Origin of the sequence: Desulfovibrio sp. (assembly GCF_019422935.1) — a bacterium.
Lineage (GTDB): Bacteria > Desulfobacterota > Desulfovibrionia > Desulfovibrionales > Desulfovibrionaceae > Desulfovibrio.
Map to the genome: position 1 here is coordinate 290995 of NZ_JAHZCJ010000003.1, position 16366 is coordinate 307360.

The 16366-nt window shown below is 57.1% G+C and carries 15 protein-coding genes and 1 pseudogene; 3 read left to right on the forward strand and 13 right to left on the reverse strand.

Annotated elements, in window-relative coordinates; all coding sequences use genetic code 11:
- Nucleotides 1–23 precede the first annotated feature (23 nt).
- From QZ383_RS06540 to QZ383_RS06560, 5 genes are all read right to left on the reverse strand, one after another.
- Entirely contained in the window at nucleotides 24–821 is a 798-nt protein-coding gene (locus QZ383_RS06540) for a hypothetical protein (protein ID WP_291444045.1), read from the reverse strand.
- A 50-nt stretch (nucleotides 822–871) separates the two neighbouring features.
- Complete coding sequence (locus QZ383_RS06545; RefSeq protein WP_291444047.1) at nucleotides 872–1378, reverse strand: metal-dependent hydrolase; 507 nt, start codon at nucleotides 1376–1378, stop codon at nucleotides 872–874.
- A 191-nt stretch (nucleotides 1379–1569) separates the two neighbouring features.
- Nucleotides 1570–3855, reverse strand: coding sequence for a vitamin B12-dependent ribonucleotide reductase (locus tag QZ383_RS06550; RefSeq protein WP_291444048.1), 2286 nt, complete (start codon nucleotides 3853–3855; stop codon nucleotides 1570–1572).
- Nucleotides 3856–4374: 519 nt separating this feature from the next.
- On the reverse strand, nucleotides 4375–6831 hold the full coding sequence (locus tag QZ383_RS06555; protein WP_291444049.1) for a small ribosomal subunit Rsm22 family protein: 2457 nt from the start codon (nucleotides 6829–6831) through the stop codon (nucleotides 4375–4377).
- A complete protein-coding gene (locus QZ383_RS06560) occupies nucleotides 6832–8772 on the reverse strand; it encodes an ASKHA domain-containing protein (protein ID WP_291444051.1) in 1941 nt (646 codons plus the stop codon). It abuts the gene before it with no gap.
- A 71-nt stretch (nucleotides 8773–8843) separates the two neighbouring features.
- On the opposite strand from QZ383_RS06560, the gene fliM reads away from it, so the two are divergent.
- A complete protein-coding gene (gene fliM / locus QZ383_RS06565; protein WP_192112357.1) occupies nucleotides 8844–9824 on the forward strand; it encodes a flagellar motor switch protein FliM in 981 nt (326 codons plus the stop codon).
- A gap of 189 nt (nucleotides 9825–10013) precedes the next feature.
- Here fliM and gmhB read toward each other — a convergent pair whose 3' ends face one another.
- The 3 genes from gmhB to QZ383_RS06580 all read right to left on the reverse strand — a co-directional run bounded on the left by gmhB (nucleotide 10014) and on the right by QZ383_RS06580 (nucleotide 12227).
- Nucleotides 10014–10703, reverse strand: coding sequence for a D-glycero-beta-D-manno-heptose 1,7-bisphosphate 7-phosphatase (gene gmhB, locus QZ383_RS06570; RefSeq protein WP_291444052.1), 690 nt, complete (start codon nucleotides 10701–10703; stop codon nucleotides 10014–10016).
- Between the two features lie 210 nt (nucleotides 10704–10913).
- Nucleotides 10914–11315: a MucR family transcriptional regulator gene (locus QZ383_RS06575; RefSeq protein WP_192112355.1), complete on the reverse strand. Its 402-nt coding sequence runs from the start codon at nucleotides 11313–11315 to the stop codon at nucleotides 10914–10916.
- A 693-nt stretch (nucleotides 11316–12008) separates the two neighbouring features.
- The gene (locus QZ383_RS06580; RefSeq protein WP_291444055.1) at nucleotides 12009–12227 is read right to left on the reverse strand and encodes a hypothetical protein; all 219 of its coding nucleotides are present in this window, start codon (nucleotides 12225–12227) and stop codon (nucleotides 12009–12011) included.
- A gap of 149 nt (nucleotides 12228–12376) precedes the next feature.
- Between QZ383_RS06580 and QZ383_RS14475 the strand changes: the two are divergent.
- Both QZ383_RS14475 and QZ383_RS06585 read left to right on the forward strand, forming a co-directional pair.
- A pseudogene (locus QZ383_RS14475) lies at nucleotides 12377–12598 on the forward strand (potassium channel family protein); the annotation flags it as partial.
- Between the two features lie 51 nt (nucleotides 12599–12649).
- Nucleotides 12650–13342 (forward strand): TrkA family potassium uptake protein, encoded by a 693-nt coding sequence (locus tag QZ383_RS06585; protein WP_291444057.1) that lies wholly within the window; start codon nucleotides 12650–12652, stop codon nucleotides 13340–13342.
- 66 nt (nucleotides 13343–13408) lie between these two features.
- Here QZ383_RS06585 and QZ383_RS06590 read toward each other — a convergent pair whose 3' ends face one another.
- The 5 genes from QZ383_RS06590 to QZ383_RS06610 form a co-directional block, all read right to left on the reverse strand.
- Nucleotides 13409–13624: a hypothetical protein gene (locus QZ383_RS06590; protein ID WP_291444058.1), complete on the reverse strand. Its 216-nt coding sequence runs from the start codon at nucleotides 13622–13624 to the stop codon at nucleotides 13409–13411.
- The gene (locus QZ383_RS06595; RefSeq protein ID WP_291444060.1) at nucleotides 13621–15192 is read right to left on the reverse strand and encodes a phage portal protein; all 1572 of its coding nucleotides are present in this window, start codon (nucleotides 15190–15192) and stop codon (nucleotides 13621–13623) included. The genes QZ383_RS06590 and QZ383_RS06595 overlap by 4 nt, the downstream gene beginning before the upstream one ends.
- Nucleotides 15189–15416, reverse strand: a complete 228-nt coding sequence (locus tag QZ383_RS06600; RefSeq protein WP_291444061.1) for a hypothetical protein — start codon at nucleotides 15414–15416, stop codon at nucleotides 15189–15191. Before QZ383_RS06600 ends, QZ383_RS06595 begins: the two co-directional genes overlap by 4 nt.
- A 152-nt stretch (nucleotides 15417–15568) precedes the next feature.
- On the reverse strand, nucleotides 15569–15910 hold the full coding sequence (locus QZ383_RS06605; RefSeq protein WP_291444062.1) for a helix-turn-helix transcriptional regulator: 342 nt from the start codon (nucleotides 15908–15910) through the stop codon (nucleotides 15569–15571).
- Nucleotides 15911–15926: 16 nt separating this feature from the next.
- The gene (locus tag QZ383_RS06610; RefSeq protein ID WP_291444064.1) at nucleotides 15927–16232 is read right to left on the reverse strand and encodes a hypothetical protein; all 306 of its coding nucleotides are present in this window, start codon (nucleotides 16230–16232) and stop codon (nucleotides 15927–15929) included.
- Between the last annotated feature and the right edge of the window lie 134 nt (nucleotides 16233–16366).

The window sequence follows — 16366 nt, forward strand, 5'->3', positions numbered from 1 at the left end:
CCATTATCAGACTGCCATCCGGGCTATGATTCTGCCTCTCTTCCAGCGGCATGCCTTTGCTGCAACCTTTGCTCCAGCAGGGAAACCAACGCGCTCGCCAGCAGGGCCGCGCCCGAGGCAAGCCCGTAACACAGCCACAAGGACAGATGTTCAACCCCTGTCATCACCACCACCGCAAAGGCTATGCAGCCAAACCACCCAGCCATAATCCCCCGAAAAATGCTCACTACCGCAGGCGCACCATGAGTGGCGTGGGCAAAGGGCACAATGGAGCAAACCATGACGGGAAAAAACATGAGTACGCCGCTCCAGCCGGGGCCAAGCCAATGGGCGGCCTCCGTCACGGCAAAGACCAGCCCGGCCCCGCAGGCCATCTGTATGGGAACGCGCACATAGGCCGTCATGGCATGGCCGGGCCTGCACATTGCCACAACCCTCGGCAGGCAGGTCAGTACCAGCACCGGAGAAAGTGAGGACAGCACCACTGCCCATACGTGCGTGAACGGCAGGTGCAGCACTGCCCAACCCCCGCCAAAAAATCCGCACAGGGCCGCAGGCAGGGCCACAAACCAGGGCAGGCCCCAAGCGGCAAGCCAGGGATAGATGAGCGCTGTTATCGTGCAGGCCAGCACCCCAAGCAAAGTGTTGAATGAAGCTGCGGCAGAAAAAGCGGCGCCCTGCTCCAGCGTGAGGAATAAGGAAACCGGGCCGGAAATAAGCGGCAAGCCAGCAATGACGCCGCCCACAAATGAACCCCAGCGGCGGGCCACCAGCAGGCACATGAGGATAAGCAGTGGCGTGAGAAAAATTTTGACCAGCATCTATGCCGCCCTGTAAGTGCAAAGAGTCAGCGCCGGGGGTACCAGCCGGATCAGAACAAGCTTCCGTGGCCCAGTTTGCGGGTCAAACGCAGCAGGTCTTCATGAAAGAACAGCCACGTTGCCCCTGCCACGCAGGCCAGAAAACAGTATTCACCAAGGCTGCCTGTGGAGCACAGCTTGAGCGACAGTTTGTTCTGCCGCGAAAAGGGCGTCAGCGGCACCCCTGAGGGGGTCAGCATATCCAGCAGCACATGGCTCAGCCCGCCAAAACCCAGGCCGAGCAGGGCATCGCGCCCCAAGGAACCAAGGCTGGCAGGCGAAAGGGCAAAAGCCGCCACGCAAACCGCCATCCACCAGCCGAACCAGTGCGTTGTTCCCCGGTGGATGGCGTTGAACACTTTTTGGCGGCCCCTGCGGGTGGGCGCGAGGCCCGCGATGCGCTGATCGAGCACATCGGGCAGCACCGCGCCAGCGCAAGCCGCTGCCACGCCCTCCCAGGGAAGATGCAGCGCCAACGCCGCCGCCACAGCCGTGGCCTGATGCGTAATCCATTTCATGGTGTAAACCGCTTATAAAATAACAGTGCGGGGAAGTGCCTCTTGTACAAAAGAGCGCCCTCCCCCGCAAGGATATTACTGATCTGTTTGCTGATCGCCCTGAGCCGCCGGGCCGGATTTTGTGAAACCGCTCTGCCCCGCCTGGGTCTGGAAACCCCGCAAAATATCTTGCCGTCAGTCAGTTCCAGTCATTATCCGCAACGCGAAAAACCGCAGCCGGGGCAGATGAGGCAACCTTCCTGAAAAACCAGCGGCTCGCCGCATTCGGGGCAGTTCTGGGCTTGCAGGTCGTTGACGTCGCCGATGTGTTCGTCCTTGAGATAGCGCTTTTCCAGCACCCAGGCGATGGCATCTGGGATGGAAAGCAGCAGCCCCTTGCCGCGAAACACGGGGTGCTCGCCGCCGATGCCCTTGATCTGGGCCACAACGTCGCGCACGTGTACTCCGGAGCGCAAGGCCAGCGACACAAGGCGGCCAATGGCCTCGGCCTTGGCCGTGATGGAGCGGCCAGACTTGCCGATGGTGGCAAAAACCTCAAAGGGCTGGCCGTCAACCTCGTTGACGGTGAGGTACATCACGCCAAGCCCGGTGGGCACCTTCTGCGTAAAGCCCCACACAATGTCGGGCCGCTTGCGCACGCCAGCTCCGACCTGAGCAGCAGACGGGCCAGACTGCGCAGGCTCGGCGCCGCTTTCGCCGTCCATTTTCTTTTGCCCTTCGCCCGTGGCCAGCACCTGAATGCTCTTGCAGCCGTCACGGTACACGGTCACACCTTTGCAGCCTTCCTGATAGGCCAGCCAGTAAATATCAAAAATATCCTGTTCCGTTGCGCTGTTGGTCAGGTTCACGGTCTTGGACACGGCATTGTCGGTATGGCGCTGAAAGGCCGCCTGCATGCGCAGGTGCCACACCGGGGCTATATCCATAGCCGTAACAAATACCTTGCGCAGCTTGGCGGGCAGGTAATCCATTTCCTGAATGGAACCCTTGGCGACCACCGCATCCATGAGTTCGTGGCTGAACAGCCCGGCATCGGCAAGGGCCGCTTCAAAGTGGGGGTTCACCTCCACAAGGCGCTCGCCGTCAAGAATATTACGGGTAAAGCACAGGGCAAACAGCGGCTCCACGCCGGAGGAGCAGCCCGCGATGATGGAGAGCGTACCCGTGGGCGCAATGGTGGTTACCGTGGCATTGCGGTAGGGGCCAAGCTTCTTTTTGGCGTACACGGACGTGGCATAGGCAGGGAAAGCGCCGCGTTCCACAGCCAGCTGGGCCGAGGCCTTGTGCCCCTCTTCCTGAATAAAGGCCATGATACGCTCGCCAAGCTCAAGGCCCTGCTGCGAATCATACGCCGTTTCAAGCTGATAGAGCAGGTCGGCAAAGCCCATGACGCCAAGGCCGATCTTGCGGTTCTTGCGCACGGTTTCAGTGATGCTGTCCAGCGGGAAACGCGAGGCATCAATGACGTTGTCAAGAAAGCGCACAGACAGATGCACCACGCGCTTGAGTTCAGCCCAGTCAATACAATCGCGAGCGGGGTCAGCCGCATCGTTGTGACCGGGGATGTAAAAGCACGAAAGGTTGATGGAACCCAGATTGCAAGCCTCGTAGGGCAGCAGGGGCTGCTCGCCGCAGGGATTGGTGGACTCTATCTCGCCCTGGTCAGGCGTGGGATTGTCCCGGTTAATGCGGTCAAGAAACACAATACCCGGATCGCCGGACTGCCAGGCCTTTTTGACCAGCAGCTCAAAAATCTCCCGCGCGCGCAGACGGTTGATAACTTCGCTGGAATTGGGGGCCACAAGATCGTAATGCTCGTCGTTTTCAACGGCGCGCATGAAGACTTCTGTCAGGCCCACGGAAAGGTTGAAGTTATTGAATTCGCCCTCTTTTTCCTTGGCGCGGATAAATTCAAGAATGTCGGGGTGATCTACGCGCAGGATGCCCATATTGGCCCCGCGCCTCGTACCGCCCTGCTTCACCTGCTCCGTGGCGGTGTTGAAGATGCGCAGAAAAGATACCGGCCCAGAGGCAACGCCCCCGGTGGAACCCACGCGGCTATCCTTGGGGCGCAGGCGCGAAAAAGAAAATCCCGTGCCGCCGCCAGACTTGTGGATCATGGCCGCGTATTTGACCGCATCAAAAATTTCTTCAATAGAGTCGCCCACCGGCAGCACAAAGCAGGCCGAAAGCTGCCCCAGATCAGTGCCCGCGTTCATGAGCGTGGGCGAATTGGGCAAAAACTTCCAGCTGGTCATGAGGTCATAGAAATCGCGCGCCAGCACGTCGCCCTTGCAGGTGGACTGGCTGTACTTGGCTTCTTCGGCGGCAATGGAAGATGCCACCCGCCAGAAGAGATCACGCGGCGTTTCCACCTGCTTGCCGGTCAGATCCTTGCGCAGGTAGCGCTTTTGCAAAACAACTTCCGTATTGGGTTTCAACTGTGGCTGCGGCAAATTCTTGGGCATTGTGAGCATGAAAAAACAGCCTCGTATTTAAGGTATGCAGCCGCCGGGGCGGCTCCGAAGTTTCCGGATGACTAACCGCAAAACAGAAGCCGCAGCATGGCGGCTCAGGTACGGCGTTTGATAATAAGTGCCGAGTATACACGGAACGGATGCAAATAAAAGCCCCTGAAAACCCGCATAGTACCATTAACCTGCTAAATTATTTGTATAAATTATTAATAAGAATAGCCAATAGCGACAAAAAACTTTAGACTTCCGCCGCGCCGCGCCGATTTTTTAGCCAGTGGCGCGGATATCCGGGGCAAGTTTTTTTGAGCAAATATTGTGCGGGCACCGCCGCCGGAGGAGGTGGAAAATGCTCCAAGCCCTCAAGCGTCGCCTATGAGCACTCCGAACCGAAACTTCTCTGCGGAAGGGGCAGCCATGGCGGGGCGCACACAGGAAAGGGGGGCAAAAGCCCCCCTGAAGTTCACAGCTAAAAGACCCTGTATGCAGCAGACCGGATCATTGATACTGATGCCAGCGTCCCTAGGGCTTGTTGCGACGCGGGGCAGAAGGTTTGCCAGCACGATTGCCGCCATGCCGTCTGTCGCCAGAGCGGTTGTCAGAAGAGCCTCCACGGCCCTTTCTGTCCTGACCGCCCGGTCTGTCCTGACGGTTGTTGCGGTCTTGGCGGTCTTGACGATTGGGTCTGTCCGGGCGTTCAGACCTATCTGAACGGTTTGAACGGTCTGGCTGACCCTGCCGATCCTTCCGGCCTTTCCAGTCCGGACGGTCATCACGGCCACGGCGGTCGTCCCTGCCTGACCGATCATCACGGCGCGGCCTGTCGTCACGACCTGAACGGTCGTCACGCTGAGGACGGTCATTGCCCTGAGGCCGAGGTGGACGCCCACCCTGCCCTCCGCGGTCATCTCCTTGCCTGCGGTCGCCCTGAGGAGCGCGGGACGGACGGTCTGGATAGCCCTTTCCTGCGGGCCTGCCACCATCGCGGGTGCCATCCCTGCCGTCTTCTCTATTGTCCCTGCGGTATGGCGCGGGCCTGCGACCGTGTTCATCATCACCAGGGCGGCGCTCAGGCCGGAAGCCTCCTCCTTGCTGCGACGGAGGGCTCACCTGCAAAGCGCCGCTTTTACGGTCGCGTGGCGCGCCAGCAGCAATGGATACAGTCAGTTCATCACCAGAGGCCAGAGATTCGGCATTTTCCAGCAGCAGTATTCCCTTGCCAGAGCAGGCGTAGCGTGCTCTGCCCGCCAGCCCCGGCACCATAAAGGGGGCAGAAAGCACCCTGGCGGCCAGAGAGTCGGACGTCTGCGCTTCTGCCTCGGGCATGGCGGCAAGCAACAGGGGCGAGAGGCTCAGGCCGCTTTTGCCAAGGCCCGAAGCCTGCGACAAGTCTTCAAGCCACAGCGGCGCGCCCTCGCTGCCAAAGGTAAAGTGGCACCATGTGCGGCCGCCCTGACCGCGCAGCAGCGGGCAATCTGCCTGATGCGTACAGGGGGCAAGGGCAGTCAGCCCGCCGTCAACGGCAAGCTGGCGCAAGCGCATGATGGTGGAGCCGCCAAGGCGTGTGCCGGGTTCCACAAACAGCAGGGAAGGCCCAACAGGGGCAGGGCCTCGCGAATCCGCATGGTCAAAGAGCGGCGACAGGGATTCAAGGAAGCTGTCAAGCCGATCTTCGCGGCAGCCTTCGGGCTTTTCACCATCGGCCTCGACCGCAGCGGGATTGCCGTCAATGTCCATGTCCTCGGCATCCAGCGAATCAAATTCGTCCTCGTCTTCTATGGCGCTTGCGCCGCGCGAACGCTTTTTGCCAAAACGCAGTTCGTTGAGCACGTTGGCGGCGCTGACCAGCCACGGACGCGCCCGCCCGCCAGAGAGCAGAGGGGCGGCCTGCCGCACGACCTGATCAAGAGGCGCACGGGCCACGCGCACGGGCCATACGGGCTGGCCCGTCAGCTCGCCCAGAACTTCCATAAGGGTTTTGCCCAGTTCAAGCGGCTGGGACGAGGTATCCAGCGCCAGCACCCGCACTGGGGCGCTGCGCCATTCAGGCCTTGCCAGCCAGAGGGCCAGCGGCAGGGTCAGAGGGCCGGAACCCACATCCACCAGCAGGGCCTCGCCACCCTGCGGAGCCACCGTGCGGGGGTCGGTCAGGGGCAGGCTTGCCAGCAGGCGAGTGAGACGCACAAGATTCCAGGGCAGAAAATAATACAGATAGGCGCTGATGGAGGCCGGGGAACTCCAGTACGGACGCGCCAGCCCTGCACGTTCTGTGGTCAGAAGACGCGAAAGCTGGGCCACGTCGTCGGGCAACGAGCGCTTGTGCCCCGCATTGAGCGGCCATACCTTGGTCAGGGCTTCGGGCAGCATATCCAGAATACGCTGTGTTTCAGCCGAAAGCGGTGGGAACAGCGCTCTGGCGGCAGGCCAAGCCCCCAATTCAAAAGAACGCACGGCGGGGCGCTGATTCTGGCGCTCAAAGCTGCGCTGCCCGGAGCGAGCAAAATCTCTGTCGCCCTCTCGCTTCTCAGGCCGAAATGCAGGCCTGCCGTAGCGATCTCTGGGTGCGTTGGGCGAACGTCCATCCTGACGGCGATCGTCACGGCGATCTGCGGGGCGGTCAGTCGGACGCCGGTCGTCACGGCGATTTTCGCGGTGGTCTTCTTGCCGACCATCGCGCCGTGCATCACGGCGGTCATCCTGCCCCCTTGATGGGCGGCTGCCGGGCCGACTATTGGGGCGACCGCCGGGCCTGTCGTCACGGCGGTCAGAAGAACGCCCGTCCCGGCGGTTATCCCGGCGGTCGTCCTGACGGCCAGAGTTGCGGTCGTCGCGTCCAGCAAATCTGCCGTCCGCGCCATCGCGCCGCACGGGCCTGTCGTCAGGTCTGCGCGGGGACTGGCGGCGAGGCTGGCTGCTGCCCTCGCCGGAACGGCGGCTACGCCGATCGGAATCGTTAAAAGAATCGTCTTTCGCGGACATTTATACTCCAAAGCGCATACGGCGCAGATAATCGGTGTGAAAATTCGGTTCGTCTACAAGGGGAAGCACCACGGCCTCGCGGCACATGCGGGCCAAAGGCGGAATTTTTTTGCTGTGCAGCGCAAGCAGCGCGGCTCCGTCCAGCGCGGTATTGCCCACGGCGCGAATACGCGGGGCAAGAACAGCGGGAACAAAGCCCAGAGTTTCAAGGTCGTCCGGCCTGACATATTCGCCCAGCGTACCAGCCAGGCACACTGCCGCAACATTGCTGGCAGGAATATTTGCCGCGCGCAGCAGCGCATCCAGCGCCAGGGCAAAGGCAGCCTTGACCTGCAACAGGGCCTCCACATCAGCGGCGGCAAGCCACAGGCCATGCGGCAGACGCAGGCGCGCGCCCGAACGGGGCAGGCCGGATGCCGGGGGTTCCCCTGCCGGATTGGGCTGTTCCAGCCCGGCAGCCAGCTTACGTGCCAGCGGCATGACCGGATTTGCCACAAACTGCCCGTCATTGCGCAGAACACCCGCGCGCAGCAACAAGGCCAATAGGGATAAGTACCCAGTGGCGCTTATACCACGCGCAACTGATCCCCCGACTCCTGTTCCAGCGCCAGCCGCAGAACCTACCGCCAGCCCCGCAGGGGACTGCCCCGCGTTTGCGCTCTGGCAGGCAGGGCAAGGGCAAGCACTGCTCTGCGCCATATGGTGGCGCGCCGCATCCATTGCATCTTCTGCGTCAGGGGACGCGCCTTCATAAAACTGCGCAGCAAGCCCCATGGGCGTGAGCGTAAAGCCCGTCACCACACCGGGGCCAGCCAGCTGGCCGCATTCAGGCCCAATACCTTCCAGAGCCGGGCCAAGGGGTACGCTGGTCAGCCACAACTGTCCAGTCTCGGTTACCAGTGCAAGTTCGCCGTTGGTGCCAAGATCGGCCAGCACAAAGGGCCGTGGAACATCCGCCTCCAACAGGGCGGCCAGCCCCGCGCTCAGGTCGCCGCCCACAAAGGGCGCGGACAGCGGCGGCACATAGACAGGCGGAAAATCCGGCAGGGCAACCGTTTCATCACCCTTGTGAGCCAGCCTGTACGGAGCGGCGCACAGGCCCTCCACATCGCGATCAAGAAAAATATCCGTCATGGCCGTATTGGCAGCCAGACACAGCCGAGTCACCCGCCCCGCGCCCGACTGCACGAGCGAATCCATGATGTCCAGCAGTTGCCGCCGGGCAAGCCCGGCCAGCAGGGTACGCCCTTCTGGCGCGCGCGCCACGGCAAGGCGCGACATGACATCCGCCCCGGCACCGGCCTGAGGATTGAGCGAACGGCCCTCAGCCACTGCCCGACCCTGCATGTCAAGCGCCCGCCAGCACAGGGATGTGGTGCCAAGGTCAACAGCCAGCGCCAAATCCGGCTGCGGCATGCCGAGGCCGGGTAAAGGCCCCGCTGCTTGCGCTCCCGCTGGCAGAACAAGATTCTCCGACGGCAACTCAAGATCAAGCGCAGTTGCGCCCCCCGACGCAGTGAAGTCAGGGTCTGGCACCTGACGGCGGCAGGCCAGGCGCCAACCAGCCTCCAGTTGCGAGGCGGAAAAAACGTCCTCCTCCGCAGGCAGGCATGACGGCGCATGGCGCATAAAACGCACACGGCAGCGCCCGCAACGCCCAAGCCCGCCGCACAGGGGCAAGGGGCGCACCAGCCCAGAAAGCCAGATGGCCTGCGAAAGGCTTTGCCCCGGCCTTGCGGCAATAGTTACTGCTGGCGCGGCGGGAGCAGCGCCGCATGGGTCTGCATGGGCATGGTCACTGGCCGAAAAAAGACGTACAAACATGCACCAAGAGTGCCTGACAGGCCCGGTAAAGGCAAGCGTGGCGCACTCCCCTGCCGTGCGGCGGTTGCTCTGGCAAAAGACGCTGTACGGCTTGTCAAACTGGCCTTTATCTTGCATATTCCATCTGCGTGGTCGTGTGCGGAAAAACACGCCGCAACACACATTTTCACGACTGTTCCGAGGCTGGTATGAATAAAGTTCTGGCGCAAGACGAAGTTGATGCCCTGCTGCGCGGGCTTTCCGGCGGGGAAATCGAAAACGAGGCGGAAACGCAGGAAGACGATTCCGGCATTGTGTCCTTTGACCTTGCCAATCAGGATCGCATCATCCGCGGGCGCATGCCCGTGCTTGAAATCGTTAACGACCGTTTTTCACGGCTTTGCACCAACGCCCTTTCAAACTCTGTGCGCAAGCGCGTGGAGCTGAACCCCATATCCATTGATATGACCAAGTTCGGCGAGTTCATGCGCTCGCTGCCGGTGCCCACCTCCATCAATATTTTCAAAATGGATCCCCTGCGCGGCAATGCCATCATGGTTGTTGATTCGCGTCTGGTCTTTGCCCTGGTGGAAAACGTGTTTGGCGGCGCTGGCTCCCAGCCCAAGGTTGAGGGCCGCGAATTCACGCGCATTGAACAGGCCGTGGTGGACAAGATTGTCAAAATCGCGCTGGAAAACATGGAAGAATCCTGGCGGCCAGTGCATGACGTAAAGCTTGAGCTGGTGCGCAGCGAAATCAACCCGCAGTTCGCCGCCATTGTTCCCCCCAGCGACGTTGTGGTGGTCATCACCTTTGAGGTCGAGCTGGATACGGCGCTCGGCTCCATGATCATCTGCCTGCCCTACGCCACCATTGAACCCATTCGTTCCAAGCTGCATGCAAGCTTTCAGACCGAACGCCTCGAAGTTGACCACGCATGGGTGGCGCGCCTTAAAGAACGCCTGCTGGAAACCCCGGTGGAGATGAAGGTGCATTTTGGCCGCACCACCATCACGGGCAATCAGTTGCTGCGCATGCAGGTGGGCGACATTATCGTGCTGGATACCGACCACGAAGACATGCTCAACTGCACGGTCGCCGGAGTGACCAAGTATCAGGGCCTGCCCGGCACCATCAAGGCCATGAAGGCCTTTCAGATCATCAAGGAAAACGAGCCGCAATACACCTGATGCGACCTGCCGCGCGGCAGGGGCGGGAACATTGCCGCCTGAAGCACTGCGCCGCTGCCCCCTCGTATTAAATTCACGAAAAGGCCCCTGTCTGAAAGAACTGCACCCAACGCAGATTCTGTCAGACAGGGGCCTTGTGCATCTACAGACACAGCAGGTCTAAAATGCTCGACCAGCCGGTGCAAAAAATCATACCTTGTCAGCCTCGCCCTCACAACCAGAACCGCCATCACCGGGGAGACCGGAACCATCGGAGCTGTTACTTCCCCCGCAGTGCGCGCCACAGCCGCCAGGCAGGCGGGTGAGCCTGTGCGCCCGCATTTCAGGTGCAAGAATGTGGACACCGGCGGCGGGCAGATGCGGTACAACCTTTACGCCATCCGGAACGGGTAGGTTATCTTCATACGCGCCCACCGGGGGGCGCAATAGCACGCAACTGCACCCGGCTGCCAGCCCGGCCTGCATATCGCGCACACGGTCGCCAATCATCCAGGAGCGCGCAAGATCAATATTCAGGTCGGCAGCGGCTTGCAGAATAAGGCCTGGCTCTGGTTTGCGGCAGTTGCAAGGGCCAGTAACTTCCGGCAGATGAGGGCAATAATACCACGCGTCAATAACGGCGTTGTGCGCCGCCAGATCTTCATTAACCCATGCTTCCAGAGCGTGCAGATCGTCCTCGCTGAACATGCCACGCGCCAGCCCCGACTGATTGCTCACTACCACAAGCAGATACCCTACGGCATGAAAACGCCTGAGGGTTTCAACCACGCCCGGCAGCCACTGCCAGTCTTCCTTGCGGTGAATATAGCCAGTATCGTGGTTCAGGGTGCCGTCGCGATCCAGAAAAATGGCGCGACGCGGCGCTTCTGCTGTGCTCATGAAAGCCCTTGCCCTTTTCCGGGGTTACCCGGCAGTTTGGTGTGATGCAATTTTTGGTAATTATGTGCCAAACCAAAAAAAAATGCAAAAACTGCCCGCAAAAACTTAACCAGTGTCCCAAACAGAAGCGGCCCACACGTGGGCCGCTTCTTTCCCTGCCTGCAAGGCGGGGAATGCAAAAACAAGGCTGCTGACAGACAAACCGCAGAATTACTTCTTGGCGGTCATTCTCCGTTCCCACAGCTTCATGTCGTTCATTTTTTTGCGGCGCTCGCGCTGCAAGGCCTTGCAGGCAAGAGGTGTGCCCTTTTTAAAGCCCCACTTTTCAAGGTATTCTTCTGTGGAGAGGCCGTGTGTGGCCAGATGACGTTTTGTCAAAATCTTAAAGCTCTTACCGCACTCAAGGCAGGTAACGCTCTTTTCCTTGATCGATTTTCTGGCCTCAAGAACCGCCCCATCAAAATCGGGTTCGCCAGTGGCTTCGCCCATGGCAACAGCCCGGATGCTGCCAGCAACCTTCTGGACAAAGGCCGTAATTTCTTCCGCACTCATAACCCTGACGCCAGCCTGAGCCTTGGAAATCTCCAAAGCACCCTTCAAAAAATCGTCCATCTTCACTCCGCGATATATTAAGTTAAAAAACTTTTGAACTATAAAGATTCAGCACCAACACTATTTCGATAAAGCAATTTGTGTCAACCCAATAAACGAAAAATGACACCACAATCAAACCTAGGCGCTTGAAGCGTAAGGAGGGCAATATAAATAGCGCCTAGAGAATATGCTCCTCCATATTTAGGGATGCGCTCGCGCTTCAACCACTATTTATCGCACATTACTACTGTAAAAATAAAAAATAGCCCCAAATGGCTGCCATAACACAAATAACCCCCAAGTTTTTTACAATTCATGACAAGCAAGGAAATGAATAAATTAAACAAAATTACATCAATGTGTATAGATACAATATAAAAACTAAAAATCACATCAAAAATCAGCCATTTAAGCGCTTGGCGCTCCCCACTGATATAATTCAATTTAATTTTTTTTAATAAAATAATTATCGTAAATAAATATAAAACAATTCAAAACAAAAATGTAACATGCAAAAATCGTATTTAATTATCCTTTTTGTTCACAAGCTGGCAACACATCAAAGCCTTTAGATATTAATTCAAACTATTCTACTATCTAATTTTACAGAAAACCGATTTATCTAAAAAAATCATCCTCAAAAAAGCCTCAACAATCTCACTATTAACAGCCCAAAAAAATCAGCATATTTAATCTATTAGACAAAAATCATCATTCTTTTTTTGCGTTATTAATCACTACAAAAGAGCTCATAGCAAAAAATTTTCCATCAGCAGACAAAGCGTTCCACACAACTTCCATAGACATGCTGCACGGGGCTTTTTCTTGACTTTTCATGAGAAGAAAAAATATTTCAAATATGTTCCATATTCTGTTGAATTCTGGAGGATTCACTCGTAAATCACTTAGCACAACAAGCAAATCAAGCATGCTTGCCCAAGGTGGCGTAATTGCACTTACGGCGACAAGCTATGCAGCAAAATATGTTTGACTGCCCACCAATGGAGCAATGATTGAAAAAGAAGCTCTATATACGACTTTTGCGCATCAGACAGCGCATGGGCATATTCTGGCCGTTAATGATTAACGGCACAGTGCTCTTTGTTATATTTATACTTGGCAGTCTTGGGTATAAATATGTTGAAGGTTGGTCGTTGTTTGACGGTTTCTACATGGTGCTTATAACCCTTTCAACAATCGGATTTGGCGAAATACACCCCCTGAGCGAGCAGGGAAAGCTGCTTACCAGTGCTGTTATTATTTCTGGCGTAGTATATTTTGCGCTTCTCATTGGTTATTTTGTGCAATTGGCTTCAGAAGGGCGCGTATTTCAAATGATGCGGAGGCGCAGAGTGGACAAGGCAATTGCGGCACTTTCCGGCCATTGCGTTTTGTGCGGTTTCGGCTTGGTGGGCCGGGTAGTGGCCGCTGAACTGGCCGCAGACGGCGTTGACGTGGTCGTGGTTGAAACCGATGACAAAAAGGCAGAAGAAATCGAGAGCGCGGGCTATTTTCTTGTGCTTGGCGATGCCACATCAGACAGCGTCATGATGCGTGTCGGGCTCGACAGGGCAAAGGCCCTTGTGGCCTCCATGTCCAACGACCCCGCCAACGTGTACGTGGTGCTCTCTGCCCGGGCCATGAATCCCGATCTCTACATTGTTTCACGCGCCAGCGACAATCGCCACATCAGCAAGCTCAAAATCGCAGGGGCCAACCGCGTCATACTGCCGCATATGATCGGCGGACAGTCCATCGCCCAGGCTATTCAGCGGCCCCTGGTTGAATCCTTCATGCACCGCAGCAACACCAACGATGAAGTGCTGCTTGATGAATTTCTGGTTTCGGACACATCGCCTCTTGTGGGCAAAAGCTTGGCGGAAGCTGCCCTGACCAGATCGCATGATGTTATCATCCTCGCCATTAAAGGCCAGGGTAGCCCCATTTTGCAAAAAACCAGAGCTGACACGGTAGTTCAGGCGGGAGATGTGCTGCTTGTGGCTGGATCAAAAATCCATCTGCAAGGCCTCAATGAAATGATGTAGCGCCACACATCCCTTGCCGAGGCAGAAGACCGCGCACGCTGAGCGGCCTTCTGCCAGAGTATCCGGCTAACCCTGATTTTTCATCTCGCGGATAAGCCCCTGGAGCACCTGCGACTGCTCCGCCAAATCCGCCACTGCCTTTGCCGCCTGCTCCATGGCCTGCGGTGTGGATTCAAGCGAACCAGCTAGGGCATCCACAAAAGCCGTCATGGCCTCAGGCGTGATGGCCCACACCCCGCTCAGATCAGGGGATAATGCGAAAATGCGCTCGTTCACGTTCATGCTTTTTCCTCTTCATCAGCTTGCGCAGATTCCGGGGCTACACCGTTTTTGCCCGTGGCCGTGACAGGGGTTACAGGTGGTTTGGCCTCCACAATGCGCCGCAGCGTGGGTGCTTCGTGCAGAATTGTGGCAGAGCCTTCGTCCCAATCGCCGCCGCGCTCGCCCCAGGCCTCGCCGTAAGTCATTAAATTGTGATTCAGGGCCATGACCACGGCCTGAATTTCCTTCACCGGGTCAACAAAACCGCGCGCAGGGCCAATCCACGAGGCGTTGCACCACAGCTCGCGGGCCGCGTAAAAATCGGGGGCGGATGAAGGAAGCGTGACGTAACCGCGCAACACGGCCTCCTCAATGACCATTTCCCAAATGGGCTGGCAGTAGGAACGGGCAAACCACTGGCGATAGTAGTTGTAGAGCTTCCACGCTTCGTTAAGCGCGGCCCGCATGGAGGAGTAATTTGTTTTGCTGTAGTCTTTGGCGAGGGTTTCGTAGGGGATGCCCTGACTTGCAGCCATTGCCCGCAGGATGATTTCTACGAAGCTTGAAAAATTCGCGCTGGGGCGCTTGCTTTCCAGAGGGTAGGGCTTCTGGTTCGCATCGCCGTATAAAAAACTGCCGGGCTTCAGTTCGTGGTAGCGTTCAGATTCCTCCCGCTCTCCATCCTCACCCACCTGCGGCAGAGGAACCTGCCCCGACTCGGTAGCAATGAACACAGGAAAACTGGCGGCAATGACCTGCGCAAACAGCTCGTAATTGAGAGCATCCGACAGGTTGCGGAACAGCGAGATGCCCTTTGCAAAACATGATACGCCGCGCGTCTGTTCTTCCGTTTCGTGCCGAAACAGGTGGAAGACCAGACGCCTATGCGCGGCGCGGGCTGGTTTGTACGAAAAATCTGCGCTGGTCAGCGCCTCGATGTTGCTGAACGCATCCATCACGCTGGCTGCCGGGTTGGCAATATAGTAGCCCTCTGGTCTGCCGTATGAAGAAACGCGAACCCCATCACGCACGGAGGGGTCAACTTGCAGATCCACAGGGGTTTGCAGCCGCTGGGGCCGCACTGCCTGCAAGGCAAACGAGAACAGCCGTCCAAAGGACTGGCGGTCTTTTTCTTCCAGCATCACGGTCAAGTGCAGCAGCTCGCCCTGAGAGAGCATGGAACGGATGCCCAAAAGCTGGAGATCGTGGAAGTGGCACATGCCGCGCACGTCAGCTTCCAGAATCCATCGGCTGTAGGCCCACTCCATGCTCTTGCCGATTTGTAGGGCTTCCTCTGCGTCTATGCCCAGCATGTCGGCAGGTATTGCTGCCTTGGGCAGCAAGCCAGTGCCAACAGCGTTCATAGAAATTGCATCGAGGGCGCTGCCAGCGGCCCAATCGTTGGAAGCAAGATCGCCTGCACGGCGCTGCATTACTGCGCGCTCGCGGGCGGCAGCCTGCGGGCTGTGTATCTGCGGGCCATGCCAGCCGGAAATGGGGTCGCGGAAGCTGCCCGCATCACGCGAAGGGCCGGGAACCATACGGGCCGTCGAGATAGGACGGCCCGTCATGTCAACAAGACCGCTCATTGGCGCACCGTCCTGCACGTTACACGTTTCAGGCCGCCGCCATTGCCCGAAATGGCATCAAGCTGACGTTCAAGGTAGGATAGCTGGTTGCGAATTTCCGACACGTTTTGCCGGGTGAGGGTGCGCCCGTCTATGGTGTAGGACTGACCGGAAGACGCCGCTTTGTAGGCGGCTTTCCATGAGGAGATTAGCTGGAGGAGTTCTTCGCGAGTCCAGATTGACATGCCATGCTAATATCATGGTGATTTTAGCATGGCAGTAGCGAGCGCGGAATATACGGAATAAGCGGAACAAGCGAACAAGACTTTATGCAAAAGGGCGCAAAAAAGCCCTTGGCTCTGTGGGCCAAGGGCTTTTTTCTTGAAACACAAAAGGTTTAGCTCAAGAAGTAATCTTCGGATGTCTCCAAACAAACAGCCAGCAATTTTGCCTTTTGGACTGGTACCTTCCTGACATTTCTCTCATATTGAGAAATATGCGTCTGAGGAACCTGAATTTTTTTCGCAAGTTCCAGTTGCGTCATTCCCGCACGCAAACGCATACCTTTCAACATCCGTCCAGGACGAGTAGCCTTGGACATGGGGGGCTGTGTAACCCACCCACTTACATCTGCATCTTGTTGTTCTGAACACAGCAACAAAGCAAACTTCTTAAATGTGTTTGCATAAGCCTGCGGCACAGTCACACAAACCTCTACAAATTCACACTGAGAATCCATAAATCACCTATAGTACTTATTTCGATCGAGTCGGAACTTTTTCTCTTGTTCCTGCGTACACGATTTTACAGATGGTCACGCCATCTTCTTCAACGATTTTCCAAACGACAACATGGGATGGTGTCAGATGGCAATGATAAAAATTATCACCCAACTGTTTATAATGACCACAATTTTTCCATTTCCTTCCAAAAGGCTTTCCCTTCGAATCATTCAGATCTTCGAGAAGCGCTTCAAAAAGTGGAACTACTTTTGCGGGAAGCTCCTCCCGTTTAGGGTATCTCTTGACCTCAAAAGGTTTGGCAGCATTGTTGATTGACATTCTTTTCTCCTCTCAAACATATGGATTTTAGGGAAATATTTGAAATTTTGCATAGCGTTTCCTTTTAGTTAGAGTTTTTCGGTTTTTCGGTTTTTCGGTTTTTCGGTTTTTCGGTTTTTCGGTTTTTCGGTTTT

Excerpts from the sequence above, each read along its gene's own strand:
- gmhB (WP_291444052.1), bottom strand. The coding sequence starts at position 10,703 with ATGAGCACAGCAGAAGCGCCGCGTCGCGCCATTTTTCTGGATCGCGAC.
- QZ383_RS06575 (WP_192112355.1), bottom strand. The coding sequence starts at position 11,315 with ATGGACGATTTTTTGAAGGGTGCTTTGGAGATTTCCAAGGCTCAGGCT.
- QZ383_RS06610 (WP_291444064.1), bottom strand. The coding sequence starts at position 16,232 with ATGTCAATCAACAATGCTGCCAAACCTTTTGAGGTCAAGAGATACCCT.
- QZ383_RS06600 (WP_291444061.1), bottom strand. The coding sequence starts at position 15,416 with ATGTCAATCTGGACTCGCGAAGAACTCCTCCAGCTAATCTCCTCATGG.
- QZ383_RS06580 (WP_291444055.1), bottom strand. The coding sequence starts at position 12,227 with ATGCTTGATTTGCTTGTTGTGCTAAGTGATTTACGAGTGAATCCTCCA.
- QZ383_RS06555 (WP_291444049.1), bottom strand. The coding sequence starts at position 6,831 with ATGTCCGCGAAAGACGATTCTTTTAACGATTCCGATCGGCGTAGCCGC.
- QZ383_RS06605 (WP_291444062.1), bottom strand. The coding sequence starts at position 15,910 with ATGGATTCTCAGTGTGAATTTGTAGAGGTTTGTGTGACTGTGCCGCAG.
- QZ383_RS06560 (WP_291444051.1), bottom strand. The coding sequence starts at position 8,772 with ATGCAAGATAAAGGCCAGTTTGACAAGCCGTACAGCGTCTTTTGCCAG.
- QZ383_RS06590 (WP_291444058.1), bottom strand. The coding sequence starts at position 13,624 with ATGAACGTGAACGAGCGCATTTTCGCATTATCCCCTGATCTGAGCGGG.
- QZ383_RS06545 (WP_291444047.1), bottom strand. The coding sequence starts at position 1,378 with ATGAAATGGATTACGCATCAGGCCACGGCTGTGGCGGCGGCGTTGGCG.
- QZ383_RS06595 (WP_291444060.1), bottom strand. The coding sequence starts at position 15,192 with ATGAGCGGTCTTGTTGACATGACGGGCCGTCCTATCTCGACGGCCCGT.
- QZ383_RS06540 (WP_291444045.1), bottom strand. The coding sequence starts at position 821 with ATGCTGGTCAAAATTTTTCTCACGCCACTGCTTATCCTCATGTGCCTG.
- QZ383_RS06550 (WP_291444048.1), bottom strand. The coding sequence starts at position 3,855 with ATGCTCACAATGCCCAAGAATTTGCCGCAGCCACAGTTGAAACCCAAT.
- fliM (WP_192112357.1), top strand. The coding sequence starts at position 8,844 with ATGAATAAAGTTCTGGCGCAAGACGAAGTTGATGCCCTGCTGCGCGGG.